The organism is Paenibacillus sp. MSJ-34, assembly GCF_018918005.1.
GTDB lineage: Bacteria > Bacillota > Bacilli > Paenibacillales > Paenibacillaceae > MSJ-34.
In genome coordinates, this window is sequence record NZ_JAHLPR010000029.1 from 1 (window position 1) to 24008 (window position 24008).

The 24008-nt window shown below is 51.7% G+C and carries 28 protein-coding genes, 5 tRNA genes and 2 riboswitches; of the genes, 4 read left to right on the top strand and 29 right to left on the bottom strand.

All coding sequences use genetic code 11. The features are described from left to right. Nucleotides 1–163: 163 nt before the first annotated feature. From KQI79_RS15365 to KQI79_RS15375, 3 genes are all read right to left on the bottom strand, one after another. A tRNA-Leu gene (locus tag KQI79_RS15365) sits at nt 164–249 on the bottom strand. 21 nt (nt 250–270) lie between these two features. Next, nucleotides 271–346, bottom strand: a tRNA-Lys gene (locus tag KQI79_RS15370). Nucleotides 347–398: 52 nt separating this feature from the next. Next, nucleotides 399–473 (bottom strand) — tRNA-Glu (locus KQI79_RS15375). 274 nt (nt 474–747) lie between these two features. On the opposite strand from KQI79_RS15375, the gene tlp reads away from it, so the two are divergent. Further along, the gene (gene tlp / locus KQI79_RS15380; protein ID WP_216539122.1) at nt 748–963 is read left to right on the top strand and encodes a small acid-soluble spore protein Tlp; all 216 of its coding nucleotides are present in this window, start codon (nt 748–750) and stop codon (nt 961–963) included. A 70-nt stretch (nt 964–1033) separates the two neighbouring features. Here the strand turns inward: tlp and tenA are convergent, their stop codons facing one another. The 7 genes from tenA to KQI79_RS15415 form a co-directional block, all read right to left on the bottom strand. Beyond that, nucleotides 1034–1702, bottom strand: a complete 669-nt coding sequence (tenA, locus tag KQI79_RS15385) for a thiaminase II (RefSeq protein ID WP_216539123.1) — start codon at nt 1700–1702, stop codon at nt 1034–1036. Nucleotides 1703–1735: 33 nt separating this feature from the next. Beyond that, nucleotides 1736–2365: a thiamine phosphate synthase gene (gene thiE, locus KQI79_RS15390; protein ID WP_216539124.1), complete on the bottom strand. Its 630-nt coding sequence runs from the start codon at nt 2363–2365 to the stop codon at nt 1736–1738. Beyond that, on the bottom strand, nt 2349–3185 hold the full coding sequence (gene thiM / locus KQI79_RS15395; protein WP_216539125.1) for a hydroxyethylthiazole kinase: 837 nt from the start codon (nt 3183–3185) through the stop codon (nt 2349–2351). The genes thiE and thiM overlap by 17 nt, the downstream gene beginning before the upstream one ends. Further along, nucleotides 3178–3996, bottom strand: a complete 819-nt coding sequence (thiD, locus tag KQI79_RS15400; protein WP_216539126.1) for a bifunctional hydroxymethylpyrimidine kinase/phosphomethylpyrimidine kinase — start codon at nt 3994–3996, stop codon at nt 3178–3180. The genes thiM and thiD overlap by 8 nt, the downstream gene beginning before the upstream one ends. A 78-nt stretch (nt 3997–4074) precedes the next feature. Next, nucleotides 4075–4173: riboswitch (TPP riboswitch) on the bottom strand. Between the two features lie 103 nt (nt 4174–4276). After that, a riboswitch (TPP riboswitch) is annotated at nt 4277–4376 on the bottom strand. A gap of 136 nt (nt 4377–4512) precedes the next feature. Then, nucleotides 4513–4604: transfer RNA gene (locus KQI79_RS15405), tRNA-Ser, on the bottom strand. An 8-nt stretch (nt 4605–4612) separates the two neighbouring features. Beyond that, a tRNA-Asn gene (locus KQI79_RS15410) sits at nt 4613–4688 on the bottom strand. Between the two features lie 26 nt (nt 4689–4714). Then, nucleotides 4715–5206: a SprT family protein gene (locus KQI79_RS15415; protein ID WP_216539205.1), complete on the bottom strand. Its 492-nt coding sequence runs from the start codon at nt 5204–5206 to the stop codon at nt 4715–4717. Between the two features lie 125 nt (nt 5207–5331). Between KQI79_RS15415 and KQI79_RS15420 the strand changes: the two genes are divergently transcribed. Together KQI79_RS15420 and cmpA are read left to right on the top strand one after the other, a co-directional pair. Then, the gene (locus tag KQI79_RS15420; RefSeq protein ID WP_216539127.1) at nt 5332–5697 is read left to right on the top strand and encodes a hydrolase/acyltransferase; all 366 of its coding nucleotides are present in this window, start codon (nt 5332–5334) and stop codon (nt 5695–5697) included. A 98-nt stretch (nt 5698–5795) separates the two neighbouring features. Then, complete coding sequence (gene cmpA, locus KQI79_RS15425) at nt 5796–5948, top strand: cortex morphogenetic protein CmpA (protein ID WP_216539128.1); 153 nt, start codon at nt 5796–5798, stop codon at nt 5946–5948. Between the two features lie 31 nt (nt 5949–5979). Here cmpA and KQI79_RS15430 read toward each other — a convergent pair whose 3' ends face one another. From KQI79_RS15430 to KQI79_RS15475, 10 genes are all read right to left on the bottom strand, one after another. After that, a complete protein-coding gene (locus KQI79_RS15430) occupies nt 5980–8241 on the bottom strand; it encodes a Tex family protein (RefSeq protein WP_253298179.1) in 2262 nt (753 codons plus the stop codon). A 106-nt stretch (nt 8242–8347) separates the two neighbouring features. Beyond that, nucleotides 8348–8698, bottom strand: coding sequence for a type II toxin-antitoxin system PemK/MazF family toxin (locus KQI79_RS15435; protein ID WP_216539129.1), 351 nt, complete (start codon nt 8696–8698; stop codon nt 8348–8350). Nucleotides 8699–8701: 3 nt separating this feature from the next. Beyond that, entirely contained in the window at nt 8702–8983 is a 282-nt protein-coding gene (locus KQI79_RS15440) for a CopG family ribbon-helix-helix protein (protein ID WP_216539130.1), read from the bottom strand. Nucleotides 8984–9184: 201 nt separating this feature from the next. Beyond that, nucleotides 9185–10417: an alanine racemase gene (gene alr / locus KQI79_RS15445; protein WP_216539131.1), complete on the bottom strand. Its 1233-nt coding sequence runs from the start codon at nt 10415–10417 to the stop codon at nt 9185–9187. Between the two features lie 204 nt (nt 10418–10621). Continuing rightward, on the bottom strand, nt 10622–11704 hold the full coding sequence (locus KQI79_RS15450; protein WP_216539132.1) for an outer membrane lipoprotein-sorting protein: 1083 nt from the start codon (nt 11702–11704) through the stop codon (nt 10622–10624). Nucleotides 11705–11825: 121 nt separating this feature from the next. After that, nucleotides 11826–12581 (bottom strand): arylamine N-acetyltransferase family protein, encoded by a 756-nt coding sequence (locus KQI79_RS15455; protein WP_216539133.1) that lies wholly within the window; start codon nt 12579–12581, stop codon nt 11826–11828. 67 nt (nt 12582–12648) lie between these two features. Continuing rightward, nucleotides 12649–13086, bottom strand: a complete 438-nt coding sequence (locus tag KQI79_RS15460; protein ID WP_216539134.1) for a MarR family winged helix-turn-helix transcriptional regulator — start codon at nt 13084–13086, stop codon at nt 12649–12651. 195 nt (nt 13087–13281) lie between these two features. Further along, nucleotides 13282–13662, bottom strand: coding sequence for an alpha/beta fold hydrolase (locus KQI79_RS15465; RefSeq protein WP_216539135.1), 381 nt, complete (start codon nt 13660–13662; stop codon nt 13282–13284). Beyond that, entirely contained in the window at nt 13659–14294 is a 636-nt protein-coding gene (locus KQI79_RS15470) for an alpha/beta fold hydrolase (protein ID WP_216539136.1), read from the bottom strand. Before KQI79_RS15470 ends, KQI79_RS15465 begins: the two co-directional genes overlap by 4 nt. A 27-nt stretch (nt 14295–14321) precedes the next feature. Then, complete coding sequence (locus tag KQI79_RS15475) at nt 14322–15605, bottom strand: MFS transporter (RefSeq protein ID WP_216539137.1); 1284 nt, start codon at nt 15603–15605, stop codon at nt 14322–14324. A 171-nt stretch (nt 15606–15776) separates the two neighbouring features. Between KQI79_RS15475 and KQI79_RS15480 the strand changes: the two genes are divergently transcribed. Next, nucleotides 15777–16649 (top strand): S1C family serine protease, encoded by an 873-nt coding sequence (locus KQI79_RS15480; protein WP_216539138.1) that lies wholly within the window; start codon nt 15777–15779, stop codon nt 16647–16649. Here the strand turns inward: KQI79_RS15480 and KQI79_RS15485 are convergent. From KQI79_RS15485 to KQI79_RS15525, 9 genes are all read right to left on the bottom strand, one after another. Then, nucleotides 16646–17575, bottom strand: a complete 930-nt coding sequence (locus KQI79_RS15485) for a DMT family transporter (RefSeq protein WP_216539139.1) — start codon at nt 17573–17575, stop codon at nt 16646–16648. The genes KQI79_RS15480 and KQI79_RS15485 overlap by 4 nt on opposite strands. A gap of 231 nt (nt 17576–17806) precedes the next feature. Next, nucleotides 17807–18214, bottom strand: coding sequence for an exosporium protein C (locus KQI79_RS15490; RefSeq protein WP_216539140.1), 408 nt, complete (start codon nt 18212–18214; stop codon nt 17807–17809). A 146-nt stretch (nt 18215–18360) separates the two neighbouring features. Next, on the bottom strand, nt 18361–18645 hold the full coding sequence (locus KQI79_RS15495) for a DUF4183 domain-containing protein (protein ID WP_216539141.1): 285 nt from the start codon (nt 18643–18645) through the stop codon (nt 18361–18363). Between the two features lie 83 nt (nt 18646–18728). Next, nucleotides 18729–19433 (bottom strand): DUF4183 domain-containing protein, encoded by a 705-nt coding sequence (locus tag KQI79_RS28030; RefSeq protein WP_216539142.1) that lies wholly within the window; start codon nt 19431–19433, stop codon nt 18729–18731. 429 nt (nt 19434–19862) lie between these two features. Continuing rightward, nucleotides 19863–19970, bottom strand: coding sequence for a stalk domain-containing protein (locus KQI79_RS15505; RefSeq protein ID WP_216539207.1), 108 nt, complete (start codon nt 19968–19970; stop codon nt 19863–19865). 78 nt (nt 19971–20048) lie between these two features. Next, nucleotides 20049–20777, bottom strand: a complete 729-nt coding sequence (locus tag KQI79_RS15510) for an ECF transporter S component (protein ID WP_216539143.1) — start codon at nt 20775–20777, stop codon at nt 20049–20051. Next, complete coding sequence (locus KQI79_RS15515; protein ID WP_216539144.1) at nt 20744–22432, bottom strand: ABC transporter ATP-binding protein; 1689 nt, start codon at nt 22430–22432, stop codon at nt 20744–20746. The genes KQI79_RS15510 and KQI79_RS15515 overlap by 34 nt, the downstream gene beginning before the upstream one ends. Then, nucleotides 22405–23295 carry an energy-coupling factor transporter transmembrane component T gene (locus KQI79_RS15520; protein WP_216539145.1) on the bottom strand — a complete coding sequence of 297 codons (891 nt, stop codon included), beginning with the start codon at nt 23293–23295 and terminating at the stop codon, nt 22405–22407. Before KQI79_RS15520 ends, KQI79_RS15515 begins: the two co-directional genes overlap by 28 nt. Further along, nucleotides 23285–24001: a DUF4430 domain-containing protein gene (locus KQI79_RS15525; RefSeq protein ID WP_253298180.1), complete on the bottom strand. Its 717-nt coding sequence runs from the start codon at nt 23999–24001 to the stop codon at nt 23285–23287. The genes KQI79_RS15520 and KQI79_RS15525 overlap by 11 nt, the downstream gene beginning before the upstream one ends. Nucleotides 24002–24008 lie beyond the last annotated feature (7 nt).

A 24008-nucleotide genomic window follows, 5' to 3' on the forward strand; every position in this document is an offset into this window, starting at 1 on the left:
GTCCATGTTCATCAAAGAAGATTCGTTTTAGCACGTTCGTCTCCATATCCTAACCTTACCAAAAACAAAAACGAGGCGGAAGCCCTGCCCACCCCAAAATTTTATAAATTCTATAATGTTTAAAAAATCCCTTGCGCCGCAAGGGATCTGAGCTTGTTATGTATGGTGCGGTAGAGAGGACTCGAACCTCCACGGGCATACGCCCACTACCCCCTCAAGATAGCGTGTCTGCCATTCCACCACTACCGCACATTGGGGAAAAATAAAAACTGGTGAGCCATGGAGGACTCGAACCTCCGACACCCTGATTAAAAGTCAGGTGCTCTACCGACTGAGCTAATGGCTCTCGTTGTCTACGCAAGTTGCTCGCCACATTTTTCAAATAGTTGAAAAAGAGATGGTGACCCGTAGGGGATTCGAACCCCTGTTACCTCCGTGAAAGGGAGGTGTCTTAACCCCTTGACCAACGGGCCGTATGAAGTAATTGTTTCCTTCACTTTCGTGACAACAAAATTGATTATACAAGAAAATACGACCGATGGCAAGTCTTTTTATACAGTAATTTTTCATCCAATTATTTACTGTTGCATCGTTGTTCAAAACGCCGCGTTTTCCCACAAATATACAAGCGAGCGGTGAATAATAGCGCCCCAACCTTGCCATCTTATACATTGACTTCATGTCCCGATTATTGTAACGGACGTGAATTGGAAATATGTTTACCAAACTGTTTAGGAGGAGTGTAACATGGCCAAGCCGGACGACCGTTCCGATAATGTGGAACACCTGCAAGACGCTGTGCAAAATACGATTGAAAACATGAGAGAAGCCCGCGACTATCTGGATGAGCATGCCGACGAAATTAGCGGCGAAGAAGCGGAACAAATTCGCAACAAAAACGAAAACCGCCGCCAAAGTTTGCGCGGCATGCGCGAGGAAATCAAAGACGAAGCGAATTCCTAACAACGAAAAGAGCCTGCTGCCAGGCTCTTTTCGCGCATTCACGACCGGCCTGAACCGTTCGCCAATACCGTCAATACGACATTTGCCGTTTGTACGCCATATCCCAAAATAAATATTCAAACTCCACGCTTGTTCTGAAAATATCTTCAATGGCACGCAATTCCTCTTGCGATTTATATTGGCATAACTCATCGAGCGTGTCGTAAAACCATTCGAAGGATTTTCCGAATTCGTCGCTTGCATAGCTTTCTATCCATGTCTTGTAAAAATTGTTTTCCAACGATCCCCGGTATTGTTCTTTTAACCTTGCGGCATAGTCGTAATAAGTCCACGCACAGGGGAATATGACCGCTAAAATCTCAGCAACCCCGCCCGTTTGCGCGACGGCCATCATATTGGACGTGTAGGCTTTGTTCCAAAGGGATGGTTGTGACGTTGCCGCTTCATCCGGCGCGATCCCGTATTCTTTCATATAGTTTCTATGCAAATCCATTTCCCGGTTCAGGATATTGTGCTGAATCAAGGTAAACCTGGCCATCAGCTTTTCCTCTTTGGCTTTTACCGCGCCCATAGCGAAAATTTTCGCATATTCGATCAAATACTTGTAATCTTGAATCAGATAAAACCTAAACGATTCCTTATCCAGCGTTCCCCGCCCCATTTCATGCAGAAAAGGATGATTGTAACCTTCTTCCCAGACGGCACCCGACTTTTCCTTGAGCGTTCTTGAAAATGACATCTTCACATTCTCCTATACCATTTTATTTTTATACTAAATACTAAGAAACAAATCTTTTATTTTCTTGGCCGCGAGCGCAATATCGTCTTCGGAAACGATCGCGGAAACGACCGCAATTCCGTCGATCCCCATCCCTTGGAATAACGGGATCGTGTCCGGGTTGATGCCGCCGATCGCCACAATGGGCAAACGAATCGCTGTCCTGATCTCCTGTAATTCGTTCATGGACACCGATTGGGCATCGGCTTTGGTTCCCGTGGCGAACATCGCGCCGACGCCGATATAATCGGCGCCGTCCCTTTCCGCTTGCAAGGCTTCGGCAAGGTTGGAGGCGGAGACGCCAAGGAGTTTGCCTTCTCCGATCATGCCGCGCACGATTCCGGCCGGCAAATCGTTTTGTCCGACATGCACCCCGGCAGCGTCTACCGCCAAGGCGATATCCACACGGTCATTGATCAGAAGCGGCACCTTATAGCGGTCGCAAACGGCCTTCACCCGTACGGCGGTGCGATAAAAATCCAATGTGGACAACGTTTTCTCCCGTAATTGAACGAGCGTACACCCTCCTTGAATCGCCAGCTCTACCGAGCGTTCCACCGTATTCGTACTCATCAGGCCGCGATCCGTAACGAGATAGAGGCTGTAATCAATGTTCCGATTCATATATTTTCCCCCTCGCGTGGATCGTTTCTCCGCCTAAATGGCCGATTTGATCGATCAAAGCGACACGGTAACTGCCGAGCCCCTTATGCCCCTCTTGTTCAAACGCAATTTCGCCGGCAATCCCCATCGTCATCACGCCCGCCGCGGCCGCTGCCAAATAATTGGAACCGGCGCCGCAGAACGAACCGATGAGGGCAGAGCACATGCATCCCGTACCGGTAATGGAACCGAGCGCTTTATGCCCGTTCCGGATACAGAGCGTCCGGGCGCCGTCGGACACGATATCGGTTTCGCCTGTAACGGCAACAACACAGTTGTATTGACGCGCCAATAATCGCGCTACTTCAACGCTCCCCTCCGTGCCGGCCGCCGCATCCGTCTCCGAGGCGTCGACGCCTCTCGTATTCGCGCTTGCGCCCGCTAAACATTTCGCTTCGGATATATTCCCTCTGATGACGCTGAATTGAATTCGTTCCAACAATGTCCGGGCAGTACGGTTTCGAAGCTGCGACGCCCCCGCTCCCACCGGATCCAGCACAACGGGAACGCCCGATTCGTTCGCTTGCCGCCCGGCGGCGATCATGGATTCGACGATCCTGTTGTTCAATGTTCCCATATTCAGCACCAGTGCGGAAGACATGGCGACGATTTCCGCGACTTCATCGGCATCGTCGGCCATGACCGGAGAAGCGCCGATGGCCAAGGTGACGTTCGCGCAATCGTTTACCGTAACGTAGTTTGTAATTTGATGAATCAAAGGCTTCGATTGCCGGACGCGGTTTATCAATCCGGCGGCATCCGTCAGCATTCCGTTATTCATCCGTCCCCATTCCTTTCTCTAATCCGTTTTTATATAGCGAATAAAAATGATGAGTAGGCCCGTTCCCCTTGCCGATCGGCAAAGAATGCCGAATGGCCGTGGTAACGTATTCCTTCGCTCTGCGCACTGCTTCTTGCAATCCGTATCCAAGCGCAAGATTGGAGGCTATGGCAGACGAATAAGTACAGCCTGTCCCGTGCGTATTCTTGGTCTCGATACGCTGCGCGTCGAACGAATGGAACGCTTCCCCGTCAAACAATATATCCAGCGCGTTCCCTGCGGCATGGCCGCCTTTCACGACGACATGTTTGCAACCCATTCGATAAATCGCCGCCGCCGCTTTTTTCATATCGTCGACGCTGCCGATCTTGAGGCCTGTGATCTTTTCCGCTTCGGGAATATTGGGGGTCAAGACGCTCGCCAGCGGAAGCACTTTCCGGATCAACGTATCGATCGCATTGGGGTTCATGAGCGGGCAGCCGTTCTTGGCGTACATGACCGGATCGATGACGACATGCCGGGGAGCGTACTGTTTCAGCTTTCCTGCCACCGCCTCCATACATTCGGGCTGCGACAGCATGCCGATTTTCACCGCGTCCACCTCTATATCCTCGAACACGGCTTCGATTTGCTTTTCGATCATATCCGGCCGCATATCCTGTATATCGATCACGCGGCTGGTGTTCTCGGCCACCACCGATACGATCACGCTCATGCCGAATACGCCGTGAGCAGAGAAAGTTTTCAGATCGGCCTGGATGCCCGCTCCCCCGCTGCAATCCGAGCCGGCAATGGTTAGCGCTGTTTTCATCGGTACATCATCTCCATTTCTATTGATCATTTATAAAAAAAATCCCTTGTCCGAAAAACGGCAAGGGAAAAAAACCATGCTGGAACATGGATTGCTTCCCTACGCTAGTCTTAACTAACAGGTTCAAAGGGTCAGGTTTTACCTTCTCAACTGCGAACAGTCCCCCCGCAAACGATGAAATCGTATTCGATTGTAAACATGCGCATCCATATTTCGCATAAAAAAATAGAGCGCTTTCCTATAGGCGGAAAGCACTCTCGTTGTACGCGCATACGCATGACAAAGTAAAGTTGTCGCTTCCCTGCGCTGGTATTAACCAACAGGTTCAAAGGGTCAGGTTTTAACCTTCTCAACTGCGAACAGTCCCCCCGCAAACTGCCCCTATTGTATCACTGTCGTCATCAATAAGTCAAACGATATATATCACATAGCGGCTAAATTCGATATGACACCAAAAAGAGCGAGTATTCGCGGAAAATCTATCCGCAAGCCTCGCTCTTCTCTATTCGTTATGTATGGCGGAGAGAGAGGGATTCGAACCCTCGCACCGCTTGCGCAGTCTAACCCCTTAGCAGAGGGTCCCCTTATAGCCACTTGGGTATCTCTCCAAAGAAAATGGCTCCCCGAACAGGACTCGAACCTGTGACAACTCGGTTAACAGCCGAGTGCTCTACCGACTGAGCTATCAGGGAACGTTAAAGTGACAATTATTAATTTATCACGGTTTTGGGTGGAAGTCAAGCGGCAAAATTTGATAGATACGCAGCGGTCCGCGGCATTTGCCGCACGCGAAACGGCGCGGATCGACCTTCCGTTTGCGCGGGTATTCCGTCCCGCAGCGGGCGCATACCAGTTTATAACGGTAAGGCTCCGGACGCCTTCTCCCTTGAGCCGACGGCAACGACCGGCAATAGCGGCTGCCGCCGACGCGGGCAAGCAGCGCCTTGAAGTCGGGATCGCGGTGCCGGTATCCTTTCCGCTGCAAATGCAGATGATAATGGCATAGCTCGTGCTTAATGATTTTCTCGACTTCCTCGGCTCCGTAAGCCTCCAATTGATGCGGATTGATCTCTATATTATGGGTTTTCATAAAATAACGTCCGCCGGTCGCTCTCAGTCGCTTGTTAAACGTCGCCTTATGCTTGAACGGAAGGCCGAACGAATGGATGGATATGCGCTCCACCCAAGACTGCAGTTCCTTATCGTCCATCGCGTTCATCCCGCCCTTCCTTGATCGGCCCGGTTGTCCAACCAACCGATGCGCTACTTGAATTGTAAGCCTAAGTTAGGCTACACTGTCAAGTAGTAAGATGTGAGGGGAGATTTTGTCAACCAATGTCGAACGCGAAAATGAGATACATTATTATGCACGGCCCGGGCGGAATGGTTTTGGTGGAAATGCCTGCGGATTACGCCTATCAACTAAGCGCGCTGAACTTGCGCCTGAACAAGGAAATCGATAAATTGACCGCTGCGAACGTTCCCGCGCTGCCGCGGGCGGTTGCGGAATGCAACGATTTGGAGCTATTGACGGAACAGGACGAGATCGTCGGCGGGTTAGCCTACATCAACGAGTTGGAGCGCGACTTCGCCGCGATCGAAGAAAAGAGCTATCCGCTCATTTCTTTGCTTACCGAAATTCGCGCCCTGCAAGCGCAGCTTGAGCAATGGTACGAGGAAGAAGCGGAATCGCATTCATGAATGATCCGGCGGCGGAACCTTTTTGTAGGACCTGCACACTTTCCACCTTTCGCCCATATGGTATAACTACATAAATGAAACGTGGGGGAGGAAGAACGTTGCCGCAGTGGTTAAGCAGCCAATTGATGAAAGCATTTCAAAAAAAGGACCGCCGCCAAATCAAACTTTTGAACGAATGCTGGTTTTTCTACCGTACGAAGCCGTTGCCGCCGGAATCCGCGGCCCAAATGGAACAGGGTAACGCGCCATGACCTTTTGTCATGCTGCCGTTACCCTGTTTTTTTAGGAAGGCTTGCGCATCGTCAGGCCGACGCGGCCTTTTTTCAGATCGACGTTCAATACCCAGACGGTAACATTGTCGCCTACGGAAACGACATCCATCGGATGTTTTACAAATCTATCGCTAAGCTGCGAAATATGGACAAGGCCGTCATTCTTAATCCCGATGTCGACAAAAGCTCCGAAGTCGATGACATTCCGCACCGTTCCTTGCAGCTCCATGCCTGGCGCGAGGTCTTCGATCTTCAACACGTCGGTGCGGAAAATCGGCGGCGGCAGCTCCTCCCGCGGATCGCGTCCCGGGCGTTGCAGGCTGTCCAAGATGTCGCGCAGCGTCGGCACGCCTACGCCAAGCTGAGGCGCAAGCGCCTCCGGATCGACTTGGGCCAGCGCCGCGGCAAGCTCCTTCGATCCGAGCCGGCTCAATTCCAATTTCAGCTCCTGAAACAGCCGGTCGACCACAGCGTAAGATTCCGGATGAATCGGCGTCCGGTCAAGCGGATTGCCGCCGTCCGTAATTCGCATAAACCCGACGCATTGCTCGAACGCCTTCGCTCCAAGGCGCGGAACCTTTTGCAATTGCGAACGGTCGGTAAATTTGCCGTTGTCTTCGCGATATTTCACAATGTTTTTGGCTACGGTCGCGTTGATCCCGGCAACGTAAGCGAGCAAGGAGGGCGATGCCGTGTTCACGTCGACGCCGACGTGGTTTACCGCCGACTCTACGACGGCGCTCAAGCTTTCCGCCAGCCGCTTCTGCGATACGTCATGCTGATACTGCCCGACTCCGATCGCCTTCGGATCGATTTTGACCAGTTCGGCAAGCGGATCTTGCAGACGGCGGGCAATCGACGCCGCGCTCCGTTCCGCCACATCGAGCTTCGGAAACTCCTCCTGCGCCAGCTTGGACGCAGAATAGACGCTTGCTCCCGCCTCGCTGACGATTAAGTACGAGAGCTCCCTGCCTTTCAGTTTGCCGATCAGATTGGCGACGAACTGCTCCGTTTCGCGCGACGCGGTACCGTTGCCGATCACGATCAATTCAATATCGTATGTCTCGATCAATTGCGTAAATTTCGCTTCGGCTTCCGCGATCTTGTTGTTCGGCGGGGTCGGATACGTCACCGCCACCTCCAGCAATTTGCCGGTATCGTCTACAACGGCCAGCTTGCAACCGGTGCGGTACGCCGGGTCGACGCCAAGCACGCGCTTCCCTTTGACGGGCGGCTGCAGCAGCAGATTGCGCAAATTGCCGGCAAAGATTTGAATGGCCTGCTCTTCCGCCTTCTCCGTTAATTCGCCCCGCACCTCGCGCTCGATCGATGGGGAAATCAATCGCTTATAAGCGTCTTCGATCACCGCGACGATCGTATCATGCACCGCCGACCGGCCCCCGCCGCGAACGACCCGCTTCGCAATATACGCATGCACTTGCTCCGCATGCACTTCAATGGCAACCTTCAATATATCCTCCCGCTCGCCGCGGTTAATGGCCAAAATCCGGTGCGGGGGCAGCTTCTTAACCGGTTCTTGATACGAATAATACATCTCGTACACCGATTCTTGCTCCGCATCCTTCGCTTCCGTTCGAACGAGCCCGTGGTCGAACGTATATTTGCGCACCCAGGCGCGAATAGCCGCATCGTCGGCGATCGTCTCGGCCAGTATATCCATCGCGCCTTGGATCGCTTCTTCCGCCGTTGCCACGCCTTTGTCGGCATCGATATAACGAGCCGCTTCGGCTTGAAGATCCCCTTGCTGCGGCTGCGCCCAAATCCACGCAGCGAGCGGTTCCAGTCCGCGTTCCTTGGCGACGCTTGCCCGCGTTTTCCGCTTTTGCCTATATGGACGGTATAAATCTTCAACCTCCTGCAGCTTCTCGGCGGCAATAATTCCGGTTTGCAATTCCACCGTCAGTTTCCCTTGCTCGGCAATGAGGCGAATGACTTCTCGTTTGCGCTCCTCCAAATTGCGCAAATATTGCAAGCGCTCTTCGACGGACCGAAGCTCGTTCTCGTCGAGCTCTCCGGTCATCTCTTTGCGATAGCGCGCAATGAACGGAATCGTATTGCCTTCGTCCAACAATCCCATCGTCGTGCGAATCTGTTTGACGGACAATTGAAGTTCTTTCGCAATTTGTTTCGTTATTCTTTCCGGCTCCTCCGCCTTCAACCGTTCCAATTGAACGGCCAACTCGTCCGATCCTGCGTTCTGGTCCTCCTGTCCGTTCGCTGTACGAACCGGCATGTCCGTTCCTTTTTCCATACGCGTCAAACTCCCCTTCCTCTATTCCCTAGATCGTCTACCCACTATTCTCGCGAAAACGGCAAAAAAAAACAAGGGCTTGCGCCACCCTCGCCTTTGCTTCATCTTAAAAATCGATCAATCCGATACTGATTTGCAGCCCATCGTCCACTTTCCGCATCGTTTCCTCATCCAAATGCGTAATTTTGTCGGTGAGCCTTTGTTTGTCGATCGTCCGAATTTGTTCGAGTAAAATAACGGAATCGCGATCGAATCCGTGGGTTTCCGCATCGATTTCCACATGAGTCGGCAATTTCGCTTTTTGGATCTGCGCCGTAATCGCGGCAACAATCACCGTCGGGCTGAAGCGATTGCCGATATCATTTTGAATGATCAAAACGGGCCGCACTCCGCCTTGTTCCGAACCGACCACAGGCGAGAGATCAGCAAAAAAAACGTCGCCGCGCTTTACGATCAATGTTTACACCCCGCTCACTAAACGACCAAGAGTGCCCTCTGCATCTTCCTCCGCGTAAAATGCTTCCGATGCCATGGTCAAATTGATTTTGGCCATCTCCAAATAGCCCCGCTGCATCGATTCCCGGATATGGCGCTTCTTACGCTCTACCAAATACAATTTCATCGCTTGCCTAATAAACTCGCTCCGATTGGAATTTTCCTTTGCCACAATGCCGTCGACCTCTTGCAGCAAATGATCCGGCAAACTAATCATAATTCGTTTCGTGTTTTGAACATTGGACACCAGCTCTCGCCCCCCAAAAACTTTCCAACCTTTAATACCAGTATGTCGATAACTAAGAAAATTTATACAAAAGAATGTATATGCCGAATGTATATAAGGTATGTTAGCACAGCTGCTGCAACCCTACATAAATGTATTCGCTAATGATAACAGAAATCCCTCTAATTCCAACAAAATATTTGCCTGGTAAATGTAACCTCGCTATCCGAGCAACGGGTTCGACACGTGAACGGTTTCCCCTTCGCGCATATAGACGCGCGGAATACGGTGGGCCAGCGCGCAGATCACTTCATAATTGATGGTCCCAACATGGGAGGCCAATTCCTCGGCTCCGATCCGTTCCTCGCCTTGCTGCCCGATAAGAACGACTTCTTCGCCCGCCGCAAGCGGCGATTCGTCCGCATCGGACGAAACCGCGTCAAGCCGAACCATGCATTGGTCCATACAGATGGTCCCGACCACCGGCACGCGTTGGCCCCGGATGAGCATTTCCGCCTTGCCGCTGAGCAATCGCGAATATCCGTCCGCGTAACCGATCGGCACCGTTCCGATCCGTTCCTCCCCTTCCGTAAAATAAATCGTCCCATAGCTGATTCCGGAATGAGGCGGAAGCGATTTGACGTATGAAAGCTGCGACTTCAATGCAAGCACCGGCTGCAGCGCTACGCGTTCGCGGTTCACTTCGGCCGATGGGTATAGCCCGTACAGGCTGACTCCGATGCGCACCATGTCGTAGGACCATTCGGGGCGCTCGATGCTGACGGCGCTGTTCCCCGTATGCAATATCGGAATATCGATTCCGCGCTCCTTCACCGCTTCGGCCATTTGCCGAAATTTCCGGTGCTGCTCGATCGTGTAGCTCGGATCCGCCTCATCCGCACGCGCGCAATGCGTAAACATCCCTTCCAAGTTCACCTGCGGCAGCCTGTTGATTCGTTCGACGAACCGGACGGCCTCCTCGCCCGGCAATAAACCGAGCCGTCCCATCCCGGTATCGATTTTGACATGCACCTTTAACCGGCGCGGTTCTTCCCCGTAAACCGCCGTACCCGATCCGCCGGCGAAATCGAGCGGTCCGGACGCTAAAGCTTCAATCTCGCGCAGCACTTCCTCGCTGAATACGTTTATTGTAATGTTGTTCGCCCAAGCCGCAGCCACGCCTTCGGGAGGCGTATACCCTAACACAAGGATCGGGGTTGTTATGCCGGCCCGGCGCAATTGAATCGCTTCATCTAAAAATGCGACACTCACGTAGTCGATGCCTAACCGTTCCAATTCTTTCGTCATTTCGACGGCTCCGTGTCCGTACGCATTCGCCTTGACGCATGCGAGCAGCTTCATCGACCGCGGAAGCGCCCTCCGAAATTCCTCCACATTATGACGCAGCGCGTCAAAGGATACCTCCACTCTCGTCGAACGATAAAATGAGTTCACACAAGCCACCTTCTTCTTATCTGTCGCAAAACGGTCTCCATAACCAATATGATTATGTTAATCGTTAAGCTGTCTGGCTGTCAATGAAAAACGGCATTTCTTCCTTAGTCCACCTAAATTGTAAAAAGGCGGCTTCCCGGGAATGGGCAGACCGTCGTCCGCTCGCTCCCGGGCGGGAGCCGCCACAAGAAGGATACGATTATTTTATTTGCCGGGCTGGTCTTGCAAAGACGCCGCAATGTTAATCATTTCGTCCTGCGGCAAATCCGCGCTCGTCAACCGGTATTCGATGCCGTCATACGTCCAGGCGAGCGTCTTCAGGTCTTCCCCGCTTAAATGACCGACCGTATGCCCGAGGAACAACAGCGTTCCCGGCGTCATGGACACTTCCATGTCCTGCGGTCTCGACTCGCGCAGCGTGTAATTGTATGTGCCGCTATAGCGCAGCAATACGGAATGATCGGCGGCATTTTTAATTTGCTGCGTATCATGCAGCTTCACGCCTTCCGGCGTGTAAGCCGGTTCGATAATGCCGAACGATCCGAGCTCCTGCGTTTTGCCGGCCAGTTGATCTTGCGGAATCGGGACGGAACCGTCGTCAATCGGATTGCCGTTCTCGTCGACTTGGCTGACGGTCGGCAATGTCGTTACATTCATGCTGGTCATATTCCGCTGCATTTCGAAAGAATCTTTATCGAATTTTTTGTCGAATTCGAATTGATTAAATTTCACCTCGACGACGACGTTTGCATTGGCATCCGATACTTGCACTTGCTGCGGCGCGTAATTTTCCTTGCTCAGCCAAATTTTTTGCCGGACTAACGAAGCGGTTTGGTAATTCGCCGCCACATCGAACACATACGAGTCTTTCTCGGTCGCAAACTGGCGGCTGCTATCGGCCAATATGCTGTGTATCAACGTTTGGTACAAGTATACCTGTCCTTGCTTCTCCGGCCAATCGCTTTGGAAGCGGAAGCTTTTATTCAGACTCGGCGTCAGCACGAATACCCCTTCGTCGTTTCGCAGGACGATTTGGGTAATATCTTTTTTCGCATTTTTCAAGGCGATTCGATAATACGACGGATTCTGGTACCAGACATCAACTTGATATTCTTGAGGCTGCTGGCCGGTATGCAGCATCATCGTTCCCGTCCCTTGATAACTTTCCAGTTTGCTGACCACATGATCCAAATCTTTCAACACTGCTGCCGCGTCTTTTTTCCCGCATCCCGCGAGCATAATGGCTGCACACATCACGATGGCTGCTATCCATGTGATCCGACGCATGAAATCATCCCCTCTGCACAAATGAATTTTTCACTGATACATGTCTATGAGGGACCTTGGCCAAATATGCGGACGGGTTTGACGAGCATGACAAGTTTTCAATTTCGGCGACCGCACTGTCTCATTGTCTCTCGTCTAAATAAAACCATCGCTTCAACGCTTCCGCAATCTCATCCGCTTGCAGGACGCGTTTGTCTTTCACCCCATTTTCCACCTTCGTCAGAGAATCGCCGGACAATGTCACTCTCCCCTGTTGCGTTACTCTGGAAATAAACCTTTTTTTGTTAAAAGGTGATTCTGGCGAGGTTTGCACAAAGTCGCACCACGGTACGAAATCCTCCGTCTGTTTTTCATCCATTCGGAAGCGATATAGATTGTTCCAGTCTTGATTCTCATTTTTTTGCAAATAATACATATCTTCTTCGCGGACAACTCGATACACGCCGTCCACATCGCGAACTTCCTTTCCATTCAGCGGGACAGGTTTGGAAGGCGAATTCCCCCCTAACCCAACTTCCACCACATAAGATTGATTGTCCACATGGGCCAGAATCATCATATGCGTATCCTCGTAAGGATTCCAGCGGTCGCCAATATAAGTCGTTGCAGCCGCTAAACGGGCATCATATTCCAAATGACATAACAAATGGCGGAATAGTCCGTTTAATTCATAACAAACCCCACCGCGGCTCCGCTCAATGATTTTCCGCTCCAAATCGCCGAATTGCATGGACAGTGTTTGCTTCTCCATAATATCCAAATTTTCAAAAGAAATCGTTTGTACATGCCGCATTTGCAGCAATTCCAGAAACGATAATCGATCCGCTGCTTGTTGTCCGGCGACATTCAACCGATTAAAATAACGATCAATATTCATAAAAATTCCTCCCTTGTTGGAATATATGTATATACAATATATGTATATACAAGTAATTGACATTACATTATTTTAGATTGTCGATAATTTTGCCCAGCATCTTATGAAACAGAACCAAGTCGCTTTCATCGATCCCTTCTACAGCTTGATGATTAAGTTGTTCGGCCTGTTCAATCAACGGTCGTTCCAACTCCCTGCCTTTGTGCGTCAAGTAGATCAAGTTGGTTCGACGGTCTGTCGGGTTCTGCACTCTAACGATCAGATTTTTGCGGACCATATTATCAAGCAGCCTGGACAGGCTCGTTTGATCGCGCTTGGTCTCCATAGACAGATCTTGCTGGCTGCGGCCGTCCTTAATCCACAACGAAAGCAATACTGTCCATTGTTCAAAAGTAATATCATAACCTGCATTCTTGAAGTTGATCTGCATCTTGTTCTGCAACAATTTGGTCGTCTGGCCGATTTGGAACCCCAGCATCTTCCAAACCTGTTGTTTCCGGTCCATCGTTATCCCTCTTTAGCGTTAGTTTCGGTAACTTCATACGTACTCAGTATACCAAGCGTCGAGACTTTTTCATAACCGATATTTAAAATGTAACATATATTATTTGTATATGCAAGTAATTTTGCGATCTACGGAGGACGCCTGACCCGAAATCGCGGGCTCCGAGGCGTCCCCTTCAAGCATTTGTAGAAGTCGTCACGGCACAATTTCCTTCCGTACGCGGCGAATCAGGAACTCGTTAAATTTGTCCGGTTCTTCGAAACAAGCGAGATGGCCGGAACGTTCGAAAACGACAAGCTCGATTTGCGGCGCTTCAAGCAGAGAAGCGTATCGTTCCAGCAAGAAACAGATCCGATCGTGCCGGCCCGTAATAAAATAAACAGGCGTGTGTACTTCGGGAATTTGCGCGAACAGATTGCAGCGCAGAAACTCCTGCCATAGATATCGATTCGAGAACGAAAATCCTTTCACAAACCGGAATCGATCCTTCCACGATATTTCCGGGGTAAACAAATTGCTCATGATATTGATTCGGAAGGTGCTTTTTTCATAGGTCGCCCCTCCCAACTTCGTCAACCATTTCCGCTGCTTAACAAAGTTTTCCTTGTTGCGGTAAAAGCCTTGTTCGGGGGCGCCAATCCGCTCCAATTCCCGGACGGCTTTGCCATTCGCTGTTTGGCGGGCCTTTTCCAATGCAAACTCATAGGAAAGCCGTTCCTCCTCCGCGGGGCAGGTGGCTGGTTCACGCCTATATAGGCGTGAACCAAATCCGGAAAAGCTTGAACAAAACGCATTCCGACGACGGCGCCGAAAGATGCGCCCGCAACAAAGCATTTTTGTTGATCGAATCGATCGAGAAGCTGCATGACGATGTCGCGTGCATCCGAAACAAGCTGACCGATATTCATCGTTTCCGGCGCTATCGATGGATCGTAATTTTTGCCGGCCCCGCGATAGTCCCAACTGACGACCGTATAAGCCTGTTCCAGTTCCGCATTATACTTTCGCAACGCCCCCGTCATCGAAGCTCCCGGACCGCCGTGCAGAAACAACAAAAGCGGATTGCCGGTATGATGGCCGCGGATAACGACCCATTGCTTTAACCCGCCGGCATTCATTTGTTCCATCAGGGCGACGCCCGATGAAACTCCGTCGCCCTGACGGTTTCTAATGGCCGGGGTATGCCCGACCGTCATCCGTTTAAACACCGTACCCTCTCCTTCGAAATGTTCAAATCAGCCGGTAACAACCTGCGCCTGCTCCGTCTGTTGCTGATGCTTCGCCGCCAATCTCGGCAAAGTGGCAATATAATAAACAGCGACGATCAGGATTACGGTTCCGATGCCGTAGAAGAGCATATCTACATTAATAAACCGCGGGAACGCCACCGCGATCACGCCCAATGTCGCCGTTTGCGCCAGCATCATGAGCGGATTGATCCAGCCCTGCACCCGCCCCATCATTTTCGGATCTACGATTTGCGGCATCCAGCCGCCGATCGCTACGTTGATCGGACCTAGCGTTAATCCGGTAAAAAACGCGAGGCCGTAAAATACCGCTTTCGACGAAGCAAATCCGCTGAGCGTAACGAGAATGCCGGCCATGAGAATTCCGCCGATCAACATTTGATACAGCTTCACCTTCTTCGCCATGAACGTGGCAAATATGCTTCCCGCCATAATGGCAACGCCGAATAACATGGACAACGCCACCATGCTCGTTTCATAACGGACCGGGTCCAGCTTGTATTTCGTTACGTACATGAACAGCACGGAAAACCCGCCATTCACAATGCCAAACAAGAAGAAACCCGATATAATTGCGAGAAGCAATTTGTTTTTCAAAATATAGATCATTCCGTCTTTAAAATCGCGAACGACATTGCCGAATTGGAGTTGCCGCCATGTCGTTCTCCCGTTGGGAAGGCGTACCTTGTCGCTCATGCGGCATGTGCGGATAAACCAGCCCAACAAGAGGAAAGCCGCCGCGTCGACCAGGATCGCTCCTTGGATGCCGATAAAACGGTAGAAAAACAGGCCAAGCGCCGTGCCGAACAGCATAAAGACGCTCATGACCATCTGATTTAATCCCGCCGCGGTCGTATACTCGTCCTTATGCAATACCCCTTGCACCATCGCCGCCTCCGCCGGAGCGAAGAAATTGGCGACCGCGCTGCGCAGAAATAAAATCGCAAAGATGAGCGGCATCCAGCCCAGCGTTACCGCGCCGAGAAACATGATCGACAGCCCGGCGCTGATCCAATCGCTGTTCGCGGCGATCTTCTGCCGGTCCATCCGGTCGGCCACTACGCCGACAATAAAAAAAACGACCAACGTCGGCAACGAATACATCATTTGCGTTAACGTCGTATAAACCGGCTGCTCTCCGAAACGTTCGAGCAAATAAAAGGCGAAGGCGCTCATGCCGATCTCCCTGCCCATTTGCGATGTCACCGTCGCCGAAAACAATTTGCGGTAATTGTCGTTTTTAAACACTCCAAGCGTACTTTTCTTTTCCATAGATTTCACCGCCTCTAGTCTTCTTTTCCTTATTTCACGCTCTTACCAAACCTTATCATGGTTATAAAGGAAAATAATCGGTCCGCAGGCGGAATAAAATTCGGTTTGCGGGCGGAATTTTTGCCGCGGCAAAAAGAGAGATCGCTTGATTGAGGTTTGATATAATAGGGTATGGAGCCATTCGGAGAGGGGGAGAATGCTATTAAAAATCATGCGGCGAACGATGATAAAGACGCGCTAAAACCAACAGACGATGCGGAACAACCGATTTACGAATGGGAGGAGGAAGGTTTCTGGGAGGAGGAAGACGAAGATGAAGAAGAGAGAGAACGGCAAGCCGAGAAGCGAAGAAAATGGATTAGAAGAACGTTGGCGGGCTTGCTTGCCGTGATGCTGTTCGGCAATTTGATCGCCTTCCTGCCGCAAATATACAGCCTCCCGGCGATCCGTTTTTTGCAAAAAAACAATGAGCTGTCGCAGAAGGAACAGATTCGGCAATATAAGCAAGCCGTTGTCGGCGTAAATACCGACGGCAGCAAAGGCACCGGATTCAATATCGACGAAACCGGCCTCATTATTACGAACCAGCACGTGATCGACCGGATGCAGGTCGGCACCGTCAGTTTTCTTCGAGGGGATATCTATGCCGCAGACGTTGTCTTTAGCGATCCGGCGATTGACACCGCGATCTTGAAAATTCGCGGCGATCATGACGATCTTCCTACGCTGGAATTGGAGACGGAATCGCAATGGCAAGCCGGAGACTCCGTTTATGTGGTCGGCAACCCTTTATCCTTCTATCAAATCGCCAATGAAGGCGTGATTCTCGGGCTAACCTCGCTTACCGGTTGGGATTTGCCGGTTATGATGATCGATGCCCCGATCTACAAAGGAAATAGCGGAAGCCCAGTCATAAACGGGAACGGCAAAGTGATCGCCGTCGTGTTCGCCACATCCAAAATCGAACGCGAAGAAGAATCGATCAACGTCGGTCTGGCGGTTCCGGTCGAGCATATGCGCGAATATATCGAAGAACAATTCTAAGCCTGTTTCTGTACGATTGCTTGCTCCGGAGCCGCCTTGCCCGTTTTCTCCAGCGTGACCCAGACCAATCCGGCCGCAATCAGCACGCCGCCGGCGATTTGCCAACCTTTGACAACCTCACCGTACATCAAATAACCTGCCGCAACGGCGGTGGCGGGCACGGCATAACGAAAAAAATTGGCCCGGCTGGCGCCGGCTTTGAGCATGCCGTAATTCCATACGAAAAACGCGAAAAATGTGGCGGGCACAATATTATAGAAGATCGCTATCCATTTCACCGCGTCTAGCGCGGCCCAATCGATTGCCGTCCACGTCCCCCATGTGAACGGGAACATAAACAATACGCCGAACAAGATATACCAGGTGCTGACGCGCAGCGCGGAGTAACGCTTCATTAAAGGCATGCAGGCCAAATTAAACAATGCCCCGAGCAAGCTGATCGCAAGCGATATCAGGTCGCCCCATAAATGCTCGGATCCGAAATCCAATCCTTGTCCCCCGCCGAGGATGATCAGCACGACGCCGATAAATGCCAATCCTCCGCCGATCATGAGGCGCGCCGTTATTTTCTCGTTCGTGAACAACGGAGCAAGCAGCATCGTAAAGATAGGCCAGGGCCCAACGTTAAGCAATGATGCGTTGGCCAACGTCGTTAACTGAATCGAATAGAGCACGCCGATTTCCAAAACCGCGACGCCAAACAATCCCAGGAACAGCAGCTTGATCATATCTTTCCATCCGACAAGTACGCTTCCTTCCTTAAGCTTTAAGACGATAAAAAAGAGCGGCACCGCTCCGGCAAACCGCAGAAAAGCAAGCGTAGCCGGGTGCAATGATTCCATGATCAAACGTGAAATGCCAAAATTGAATCCCCAAATGACCGAACTGACGATTAACCCCAGATACACCATCGATCTGCTATGCATATGTATGTGGCTCCTATCCGTATTTATCTTTGAATCGGCTCTCTCTTTCGCTTGCATAGTCACTTTCAGGAAATCATTCCCACCCCACATTATAACAGAATCATTCCACGCACCACATCTCTTTTTATCATTTTTCCCCGTGCAGGAATGAAGGCCGCAGCAACAAAGAGACCGCCCCCCCAAGGTTTTGGGAGCCGGCCTCTTTACGCAAATTTCGTATCCGGAATTGAATTACGTGGTTAAAATACCGCTGAAAGCGATCGGACCGATCACCGTCGCGCTCGTACCCGCCGATAAATTTTCGATGGAGAGCGTGTAATCGTGAACGCCTGGCGCAACATTTGCATCGGTGAACTGGACAGGAACTGAATAATACTTTTCAAAACCGGATTCGATCCCTTGACGCACATAATAGATGACATTCGTGTCGCGGAAAATGCGCAACAAGACGTCTGAAACGCCTGTATCTCCGCGTACGCCTACAACCGCCTTCAAATCTACGAAATTGGGGACGCCCGGAACCGTTAATCTGAAAGACGCAATCCCTACGCCTGCCGGAGTGATAGGTACCGGGATTGCCACGCCGCCGGAAACCGGCGTCGGCACGCTCGCGTTGTAATCAATGAACTGCACAGCCATTTAGCATTCAACTCCTTTTGGAAGATACTTCATTCTATGCCGGAGTGGTAGAAAACGTATGGACAAGGCAACCGCAGCATTTATATCAATTTTTAATAGTTATCATATGTATGCCGACAAGCAAGCTGCATTGTCGACATCTTCTGTCAGTTTACAACGATCTCAACGGTTACCGGATTTCCGGGATTAAGCAAATTGCCGTCCGGAATCGTAATGGCCGTCGTGCTGAGCGTCGAAGCGTCACCTTGCTGGATCACGCCGTTAACATAAAGATTGTAGAATGCGTATGTCGCTGGAAATGCCGTCACAGCCGCACCGGTATCATCCGTGAAGGCTGTAGCGGCAATCGCAAAGGTAGCGCCCGTCCCCGTTCCGTCTCCGATGGTGGAAGCATATCGCAAAGACAGAAGAAACGGTTTTGTCACTGCCATCAGGTTCACCTCCTCTCCCTCTATTTAATGCGATAAATAGAGGTTGGGAGACGGCCATTCTATTCATTCTTTTATATCATTTTTTAAAAGACTAGCTCCCCTATGAATTGAACGGTTTCCAATATGATCGGGGAACCGGCGTAGATGGTATCCCCCGTAGCGTTCAACGTAAGCGCGTTCGGCGCGACGTTGTACATTCGGCCTTCCTGAAGAATCCCGTTAATCGATAAGTTGCTGTATCCGTTCGTTCCCAATCCTGCAAATTCCGCCGCTTGATTTCCGTTATCGTCAGTAAAATCTTCAGCCGGAATCGTCTCCGGGTCCGACAATTCAATATTCGATTCGGGAATATAATAATATCGGTTCACGGTCGGGATAATGTTGATGCCGGTGACCGGGCCGCCGGGAGGTCCTTGCGGCCCTTGAGGGCCCTGCGGACCTTGGGGCCCCGGGAGACCCTGCGGGCCGGGAGGGCCCGTTTCGCCTTGCGCGCCCGGCATTCCTTCGGGTCCGGGCGATCCGGCAGGCCCCCGCTCGCCTTGGGGGCCGGGCGGACCCGACGGACCTGGCGCTCCTTGGGGACCGGGCTCTCCCGGCGGGCCAGGCAGCCCCGGCAAGCCCCGCTCGCCTTGAGGGCCCGTCGCTCCAGCTTCCCCCGGCGACCCATCGCGGCCCGGCTCTCCCTTCGCGCCGGACTCTCCCGCCGGCCCGCGGGCTCCAGCTTCCCCCCGCAATCCCTGCTTCCCTTCCGGACCCGGCGGACCCTGGGGTCCGGACTCTCCTCGCATGCCTTGCGCTCCCGGCACTCCTTGAGGACCGGCTTGGGGGCTCGGATCGCCTTGCGGCGGACTGCCCGCTCTCAGCGGCGCTCTCCATGCGCGGGGATATGCCGCTCTGGCGAAGCGATACCGGAAGCGATAGCGTTTTAATCGGCCGATCCTATACTTTTTCCGTTGCCGGCATCGTTTTCGAATTAGCCATTTCTTTCGCTTCTTAATCTTCGACGCCTTTTTTGATGTTGTCCCAATCCTGAAACAAGTTGATTTCTTTCTCTTTTTCGTTACGGTAAACCGCCGTTTGATGCTTCTCCTCTTTTTTCTTCTGCTCGTACCGGAACAGGCCAATGCATGAACACCTCCGCGATCGGACTCTTTACTGTATCCTATGTCAATTGTCCAATCGAAGCATGGCCGTTTGCCCGGTAGGCCCAAGACCATTTATTTCGTAATTTCCACTTTTCTTTCCTTGCCGTCCCACCGAACGGTTGCGCCTAACGCCTCTGCAACCGATCGCACCGGCACGTACGTCGTATTATCGATGAGCAGTCACGGTAACCTTCTCCAACGAGTTGCCCTCCTCCCGTTTTTCATCGAATTTCCATAATTGATGAGTCTCGTAGCGAATTACGGTTCGATAAGTCCGTACTTCGTTTTGATTCGATCCAATTTTTCGAGCATCGGCCGCGAAAGAATGAAAAGAAAAAATACCGTCGCGACCGCATGCACCATATCGAACCAAAAACCCGAAATATAAGCGGCCAGCAACGCCTCCCATGAAAATTGCGGCGTATACATCAGCACTGAGCCGATATTAATAATGCCGCCGTAAACGATGAAAGTCGAACATCCGCCAAATACGCATAAAGAAAGCTTCGTTTTCTTGAGCAGCCCTTTTCGAAACAAAATGCCCGCCAAAAAACCGATGATGCCGAAACAGAACATTTGCCACGGCGTCCATGGCCCTTGCCCAAAGAAAAAATTGGAGGCGAATCCCGCCATCGCGCCGACCAGAAAACCCGCTTCCGCCCCCAGGCTTACACCGGCAATCATAACGATCGCCACCACAGGTTTGAACTGCGGCAGCATGAAAAACGCCGCCCGTCCCGCAACGGCGATGGCTGCCAATACCGCGATAACGATGAGCTCCCGCGCCTGCGGCTTTCGATGCTCGAATACGAAGGCGAAAGGAATCATCGTGTACAGCACAATCAACAAACTGATAAAATAATATTTCCGGTCGTTTAACAGGAACACACCCGCCATGATCGTAGCGGGAATGACAATAAGAATAAGCGCCGACGCCAGTATCGTTCTTCGTCTTAACCGACGATCTTCGCTCCGCTGCGTTGGCATCGTTCGATCACATCCTCTGCGGTTACCGCCTCGCTCCATATATGGCGCGCCATACGGTTGGCCGCGGTCGTATAAAAGCTGTTGCCCGCAAAAAATCGCTTTGTCTCATTCGACGTGACTATGCTCCCGTCGAAGAACATGGCGCAAACGTCTCCATGCTTGGCGCAAAACTCGATATCATGCGAAACCATCATGATCGTCACTCCGTCCGCGTTCAGCTTCTTTAGAAAGAGCGCAAGCTTTTCCTTGAAAAATCCGTCCAACCCTTTGGTCGGTTCGTCGAGCAGCAGGATTGCCGGTTCCGATAAAAGCACCTTGGCGAGCGCCGCCCGCTGCTGCTCCCCTCCGCTCAAGTCGTACGGATGCATGTCCAGCAAATGTTCGAGTTCCGCAAACGAAGCGGCCGCTTTCACTTTATCCGCCTTTTCTTCCCGCGTCAGGTCGGTTTGCGCGAGCATTTCATATAAATCTTGCTCTACCGTTTTTTTCACAAACAGCATTTGCGGATTTTGCGGCAGCACGCCTATATTTCTCGTAAAAAGCTCTCTGGCGCTCATCTTGGCAGGGTCCTTGCCCCCGACGAGCACTTTCCCCCTATAAGGGCGATAGATCCCGCTAATCAGGGAGAGCGCCGTCGTCTTTCCCGTTCCGTTTCCCCCGACGATGCAGTAGAATTGCCCTTCCTTCACTTCGAACGACAAATCTTTAATAATGTCGGGACCCTGCTTGTCATGCTTGAACCACACGTCTTTGAACTTCACGGCGACGGGCCGCGGGGCATCCGCCGGGCTTTCCCGCTCGGTGGCCGCATGCCTGGCCGTTTTGCCGTCTAGGTAAGCTTGAAGCCATGTGCGGCCTTCCTTCACCGTCACGGGACAAGGCAAATCATTGTCGACTGCCGCATAAATCCGCATCGGCGCCGGCATCGACACGAACATCGGATGCCGCATGGCGCGCAGCGCTTCTCCGGCCTTTCGCGGAGCGGCGTCCGCAACGATCGTTCCCCGATCCAGGACGACCAGACGATCCGATATCGGAAGGACGTCTTCCAGACGATGCTCTGTCATAATGACGGTTGTGCCAAGTTCGCGGTTTATTTTTTTCACCGTTTCCAAAAAATCCGCCGCCGCAATCGGATCCAGCTGAGAGGTTGGCTCATCCAGAAGTAAGACGGAAGGATGCATCGCCATCACGGAAGCCAAATTGAGAAGCTGCTTCTGGCCCCCGGAAAGGTCGGTCACCCGGTGATGAAACCATGTCTGAATTCCGAAAAAACTGGCCATCTCCGCCACGCGCAAACGTATCGTGCGATTGTCGAAACCTAGACTCTCCAGCCCGAAAGCAAGCTCATGCCATACTTTATCCGTTACGATTTGATTGTCCGAACTTTGGAGCACGAATCCGATTTCCGCCGCCTGTGTGCGGCGGTCCATTTCTTCGATCGGCCGGCCGCGATAATAAATGTCCCCGCTTCGCTTGCCGTGCGGTGCAAGAACGGGCTTTAACTGCCGAAGCAGCGTGCTTTTGCCGCAGCCCGACTTGCCGCAAATCGTCACAAACTCTCCGCTTTGCACCGATAGTTTAAGATGGGAGAGCGTCTTGCGATCTTGGCCGGGAAACGTAAAGCTTACATTCTGGATTCGATAAATTTCCATTTCAGACCCTCCGCCAAATTGATGATCACGGGCAGCATGCATAGAACGAAATAAGCGGCGTACACGACGATACTGAACGGCGACATCTCTACCATTTTCAAGGAAGGAAAGAAACGCATCGCAGCTTGCCCCATAACGGCGCCAATAGCCACAATGGCGATGAATCCCGTCATGATTGACAAGACGGCCTTATCCCGGTTGTCGAATCGATAGATGGAAAAACTGGTACGGTTCGGCAAGCCGTATCCTCTGGATTTCATCGAATCTGCCGTTTCGATCGCATTTTCCAACGCCCAGGTCGCCATGACAGACAGGACGGTCAACCCATTCCGCGCCCGCATGGCCAAGCTTCCTTGCGTCGCGTCCCTTCCGATACATCGCTGCGCGCGGGAAATCGCCCTGATTTGCGCCGTATATCTGGGTACGAAACGAAGCGTCATCGAAAAAACAAGCGACAGCGAAGGCAGTATTTTTCCGAAAAGATAAATGAACTTATCCGACGTCATCACGGCATTGTAACAGGAGAACCATAAGATAACCGTGATAAACATGCAGGCTGCCGCCGCGCCGAACAGAACGGACTCCAGCGTAACGGGATTCCCGCTTTTCAGATAGAACAGAATCGTAACGCCCGCGTGATGAAAGGCCGGATTGAGAACCGCCATGAACAATAACAGCGGCAGCATATATAGCAATTGAAATCGGATTGCCTTCATACCCTGTAACGTGACCGAATAGATTGCAGCGCTTGCGAGCGATATGATTTGCAGAACGGGATGCATAAATAGCATGCTGCAAGCCAATACCGCGGCAAAATAAACAAAATTGACAAGCGGATGAAAAGAAGAAAAACTATCCCTCACCGTTCTCTCCTCCCGCAGCCGCCCATCCTCCTCCGACATCGCGGCCTAAATCGCATGTATATACCCATTCGACGACATCCCCGTCCTTCAGCATGTAGCGGCTGCTGCCGTAGTTGGGAAACCATCCGTTCACCTTATACATCCAACCGCTTAATTCGCCGCAGTCGAATTCGTAAATATTGTTGATGCCCTCGATATAGTTGCTGTTGTAGATCGGCGTCATGGAAAATTCCATATGAATTTGATGTTCCTTCATCTCTCTGTGCAATACGTCGAACACGGACTCGCCCTCGTAGAACGTCACGGCTTGAGCAGGATAAATGACACCGTCTTCCGGCAGCACCTCAAGCTTGTCTTTATTGAACAGATCCATATTGTCCAATATCGTGTAGCAGGTTACCGACAACGTGGCGGTTAATTTTTTGTCCTTGTTTAAAGTGACATCCTGCCATTCCACCGGTTTCGGTTTTCCCTCCGGAACGGGGTCGGTTAGATATTGATCTTTCGTCGGTTCCGTTTCCTCCGCGACCGCCGTCTTCCCTTCGTCCTTGCCCGGTTCGCCGTCTTGCCCGCTAACATCGTTCGCCTGAACGGCAAGGCCGGGGCCGGCCTCATCCGTCCTTGCGCCGCCGCCCCCGGTTGAGAAGTACGCGATCGCTAATACGGCCAAAATAAGCAACGCCGTCAACCATCGTTTATGTTTCATCGGATTC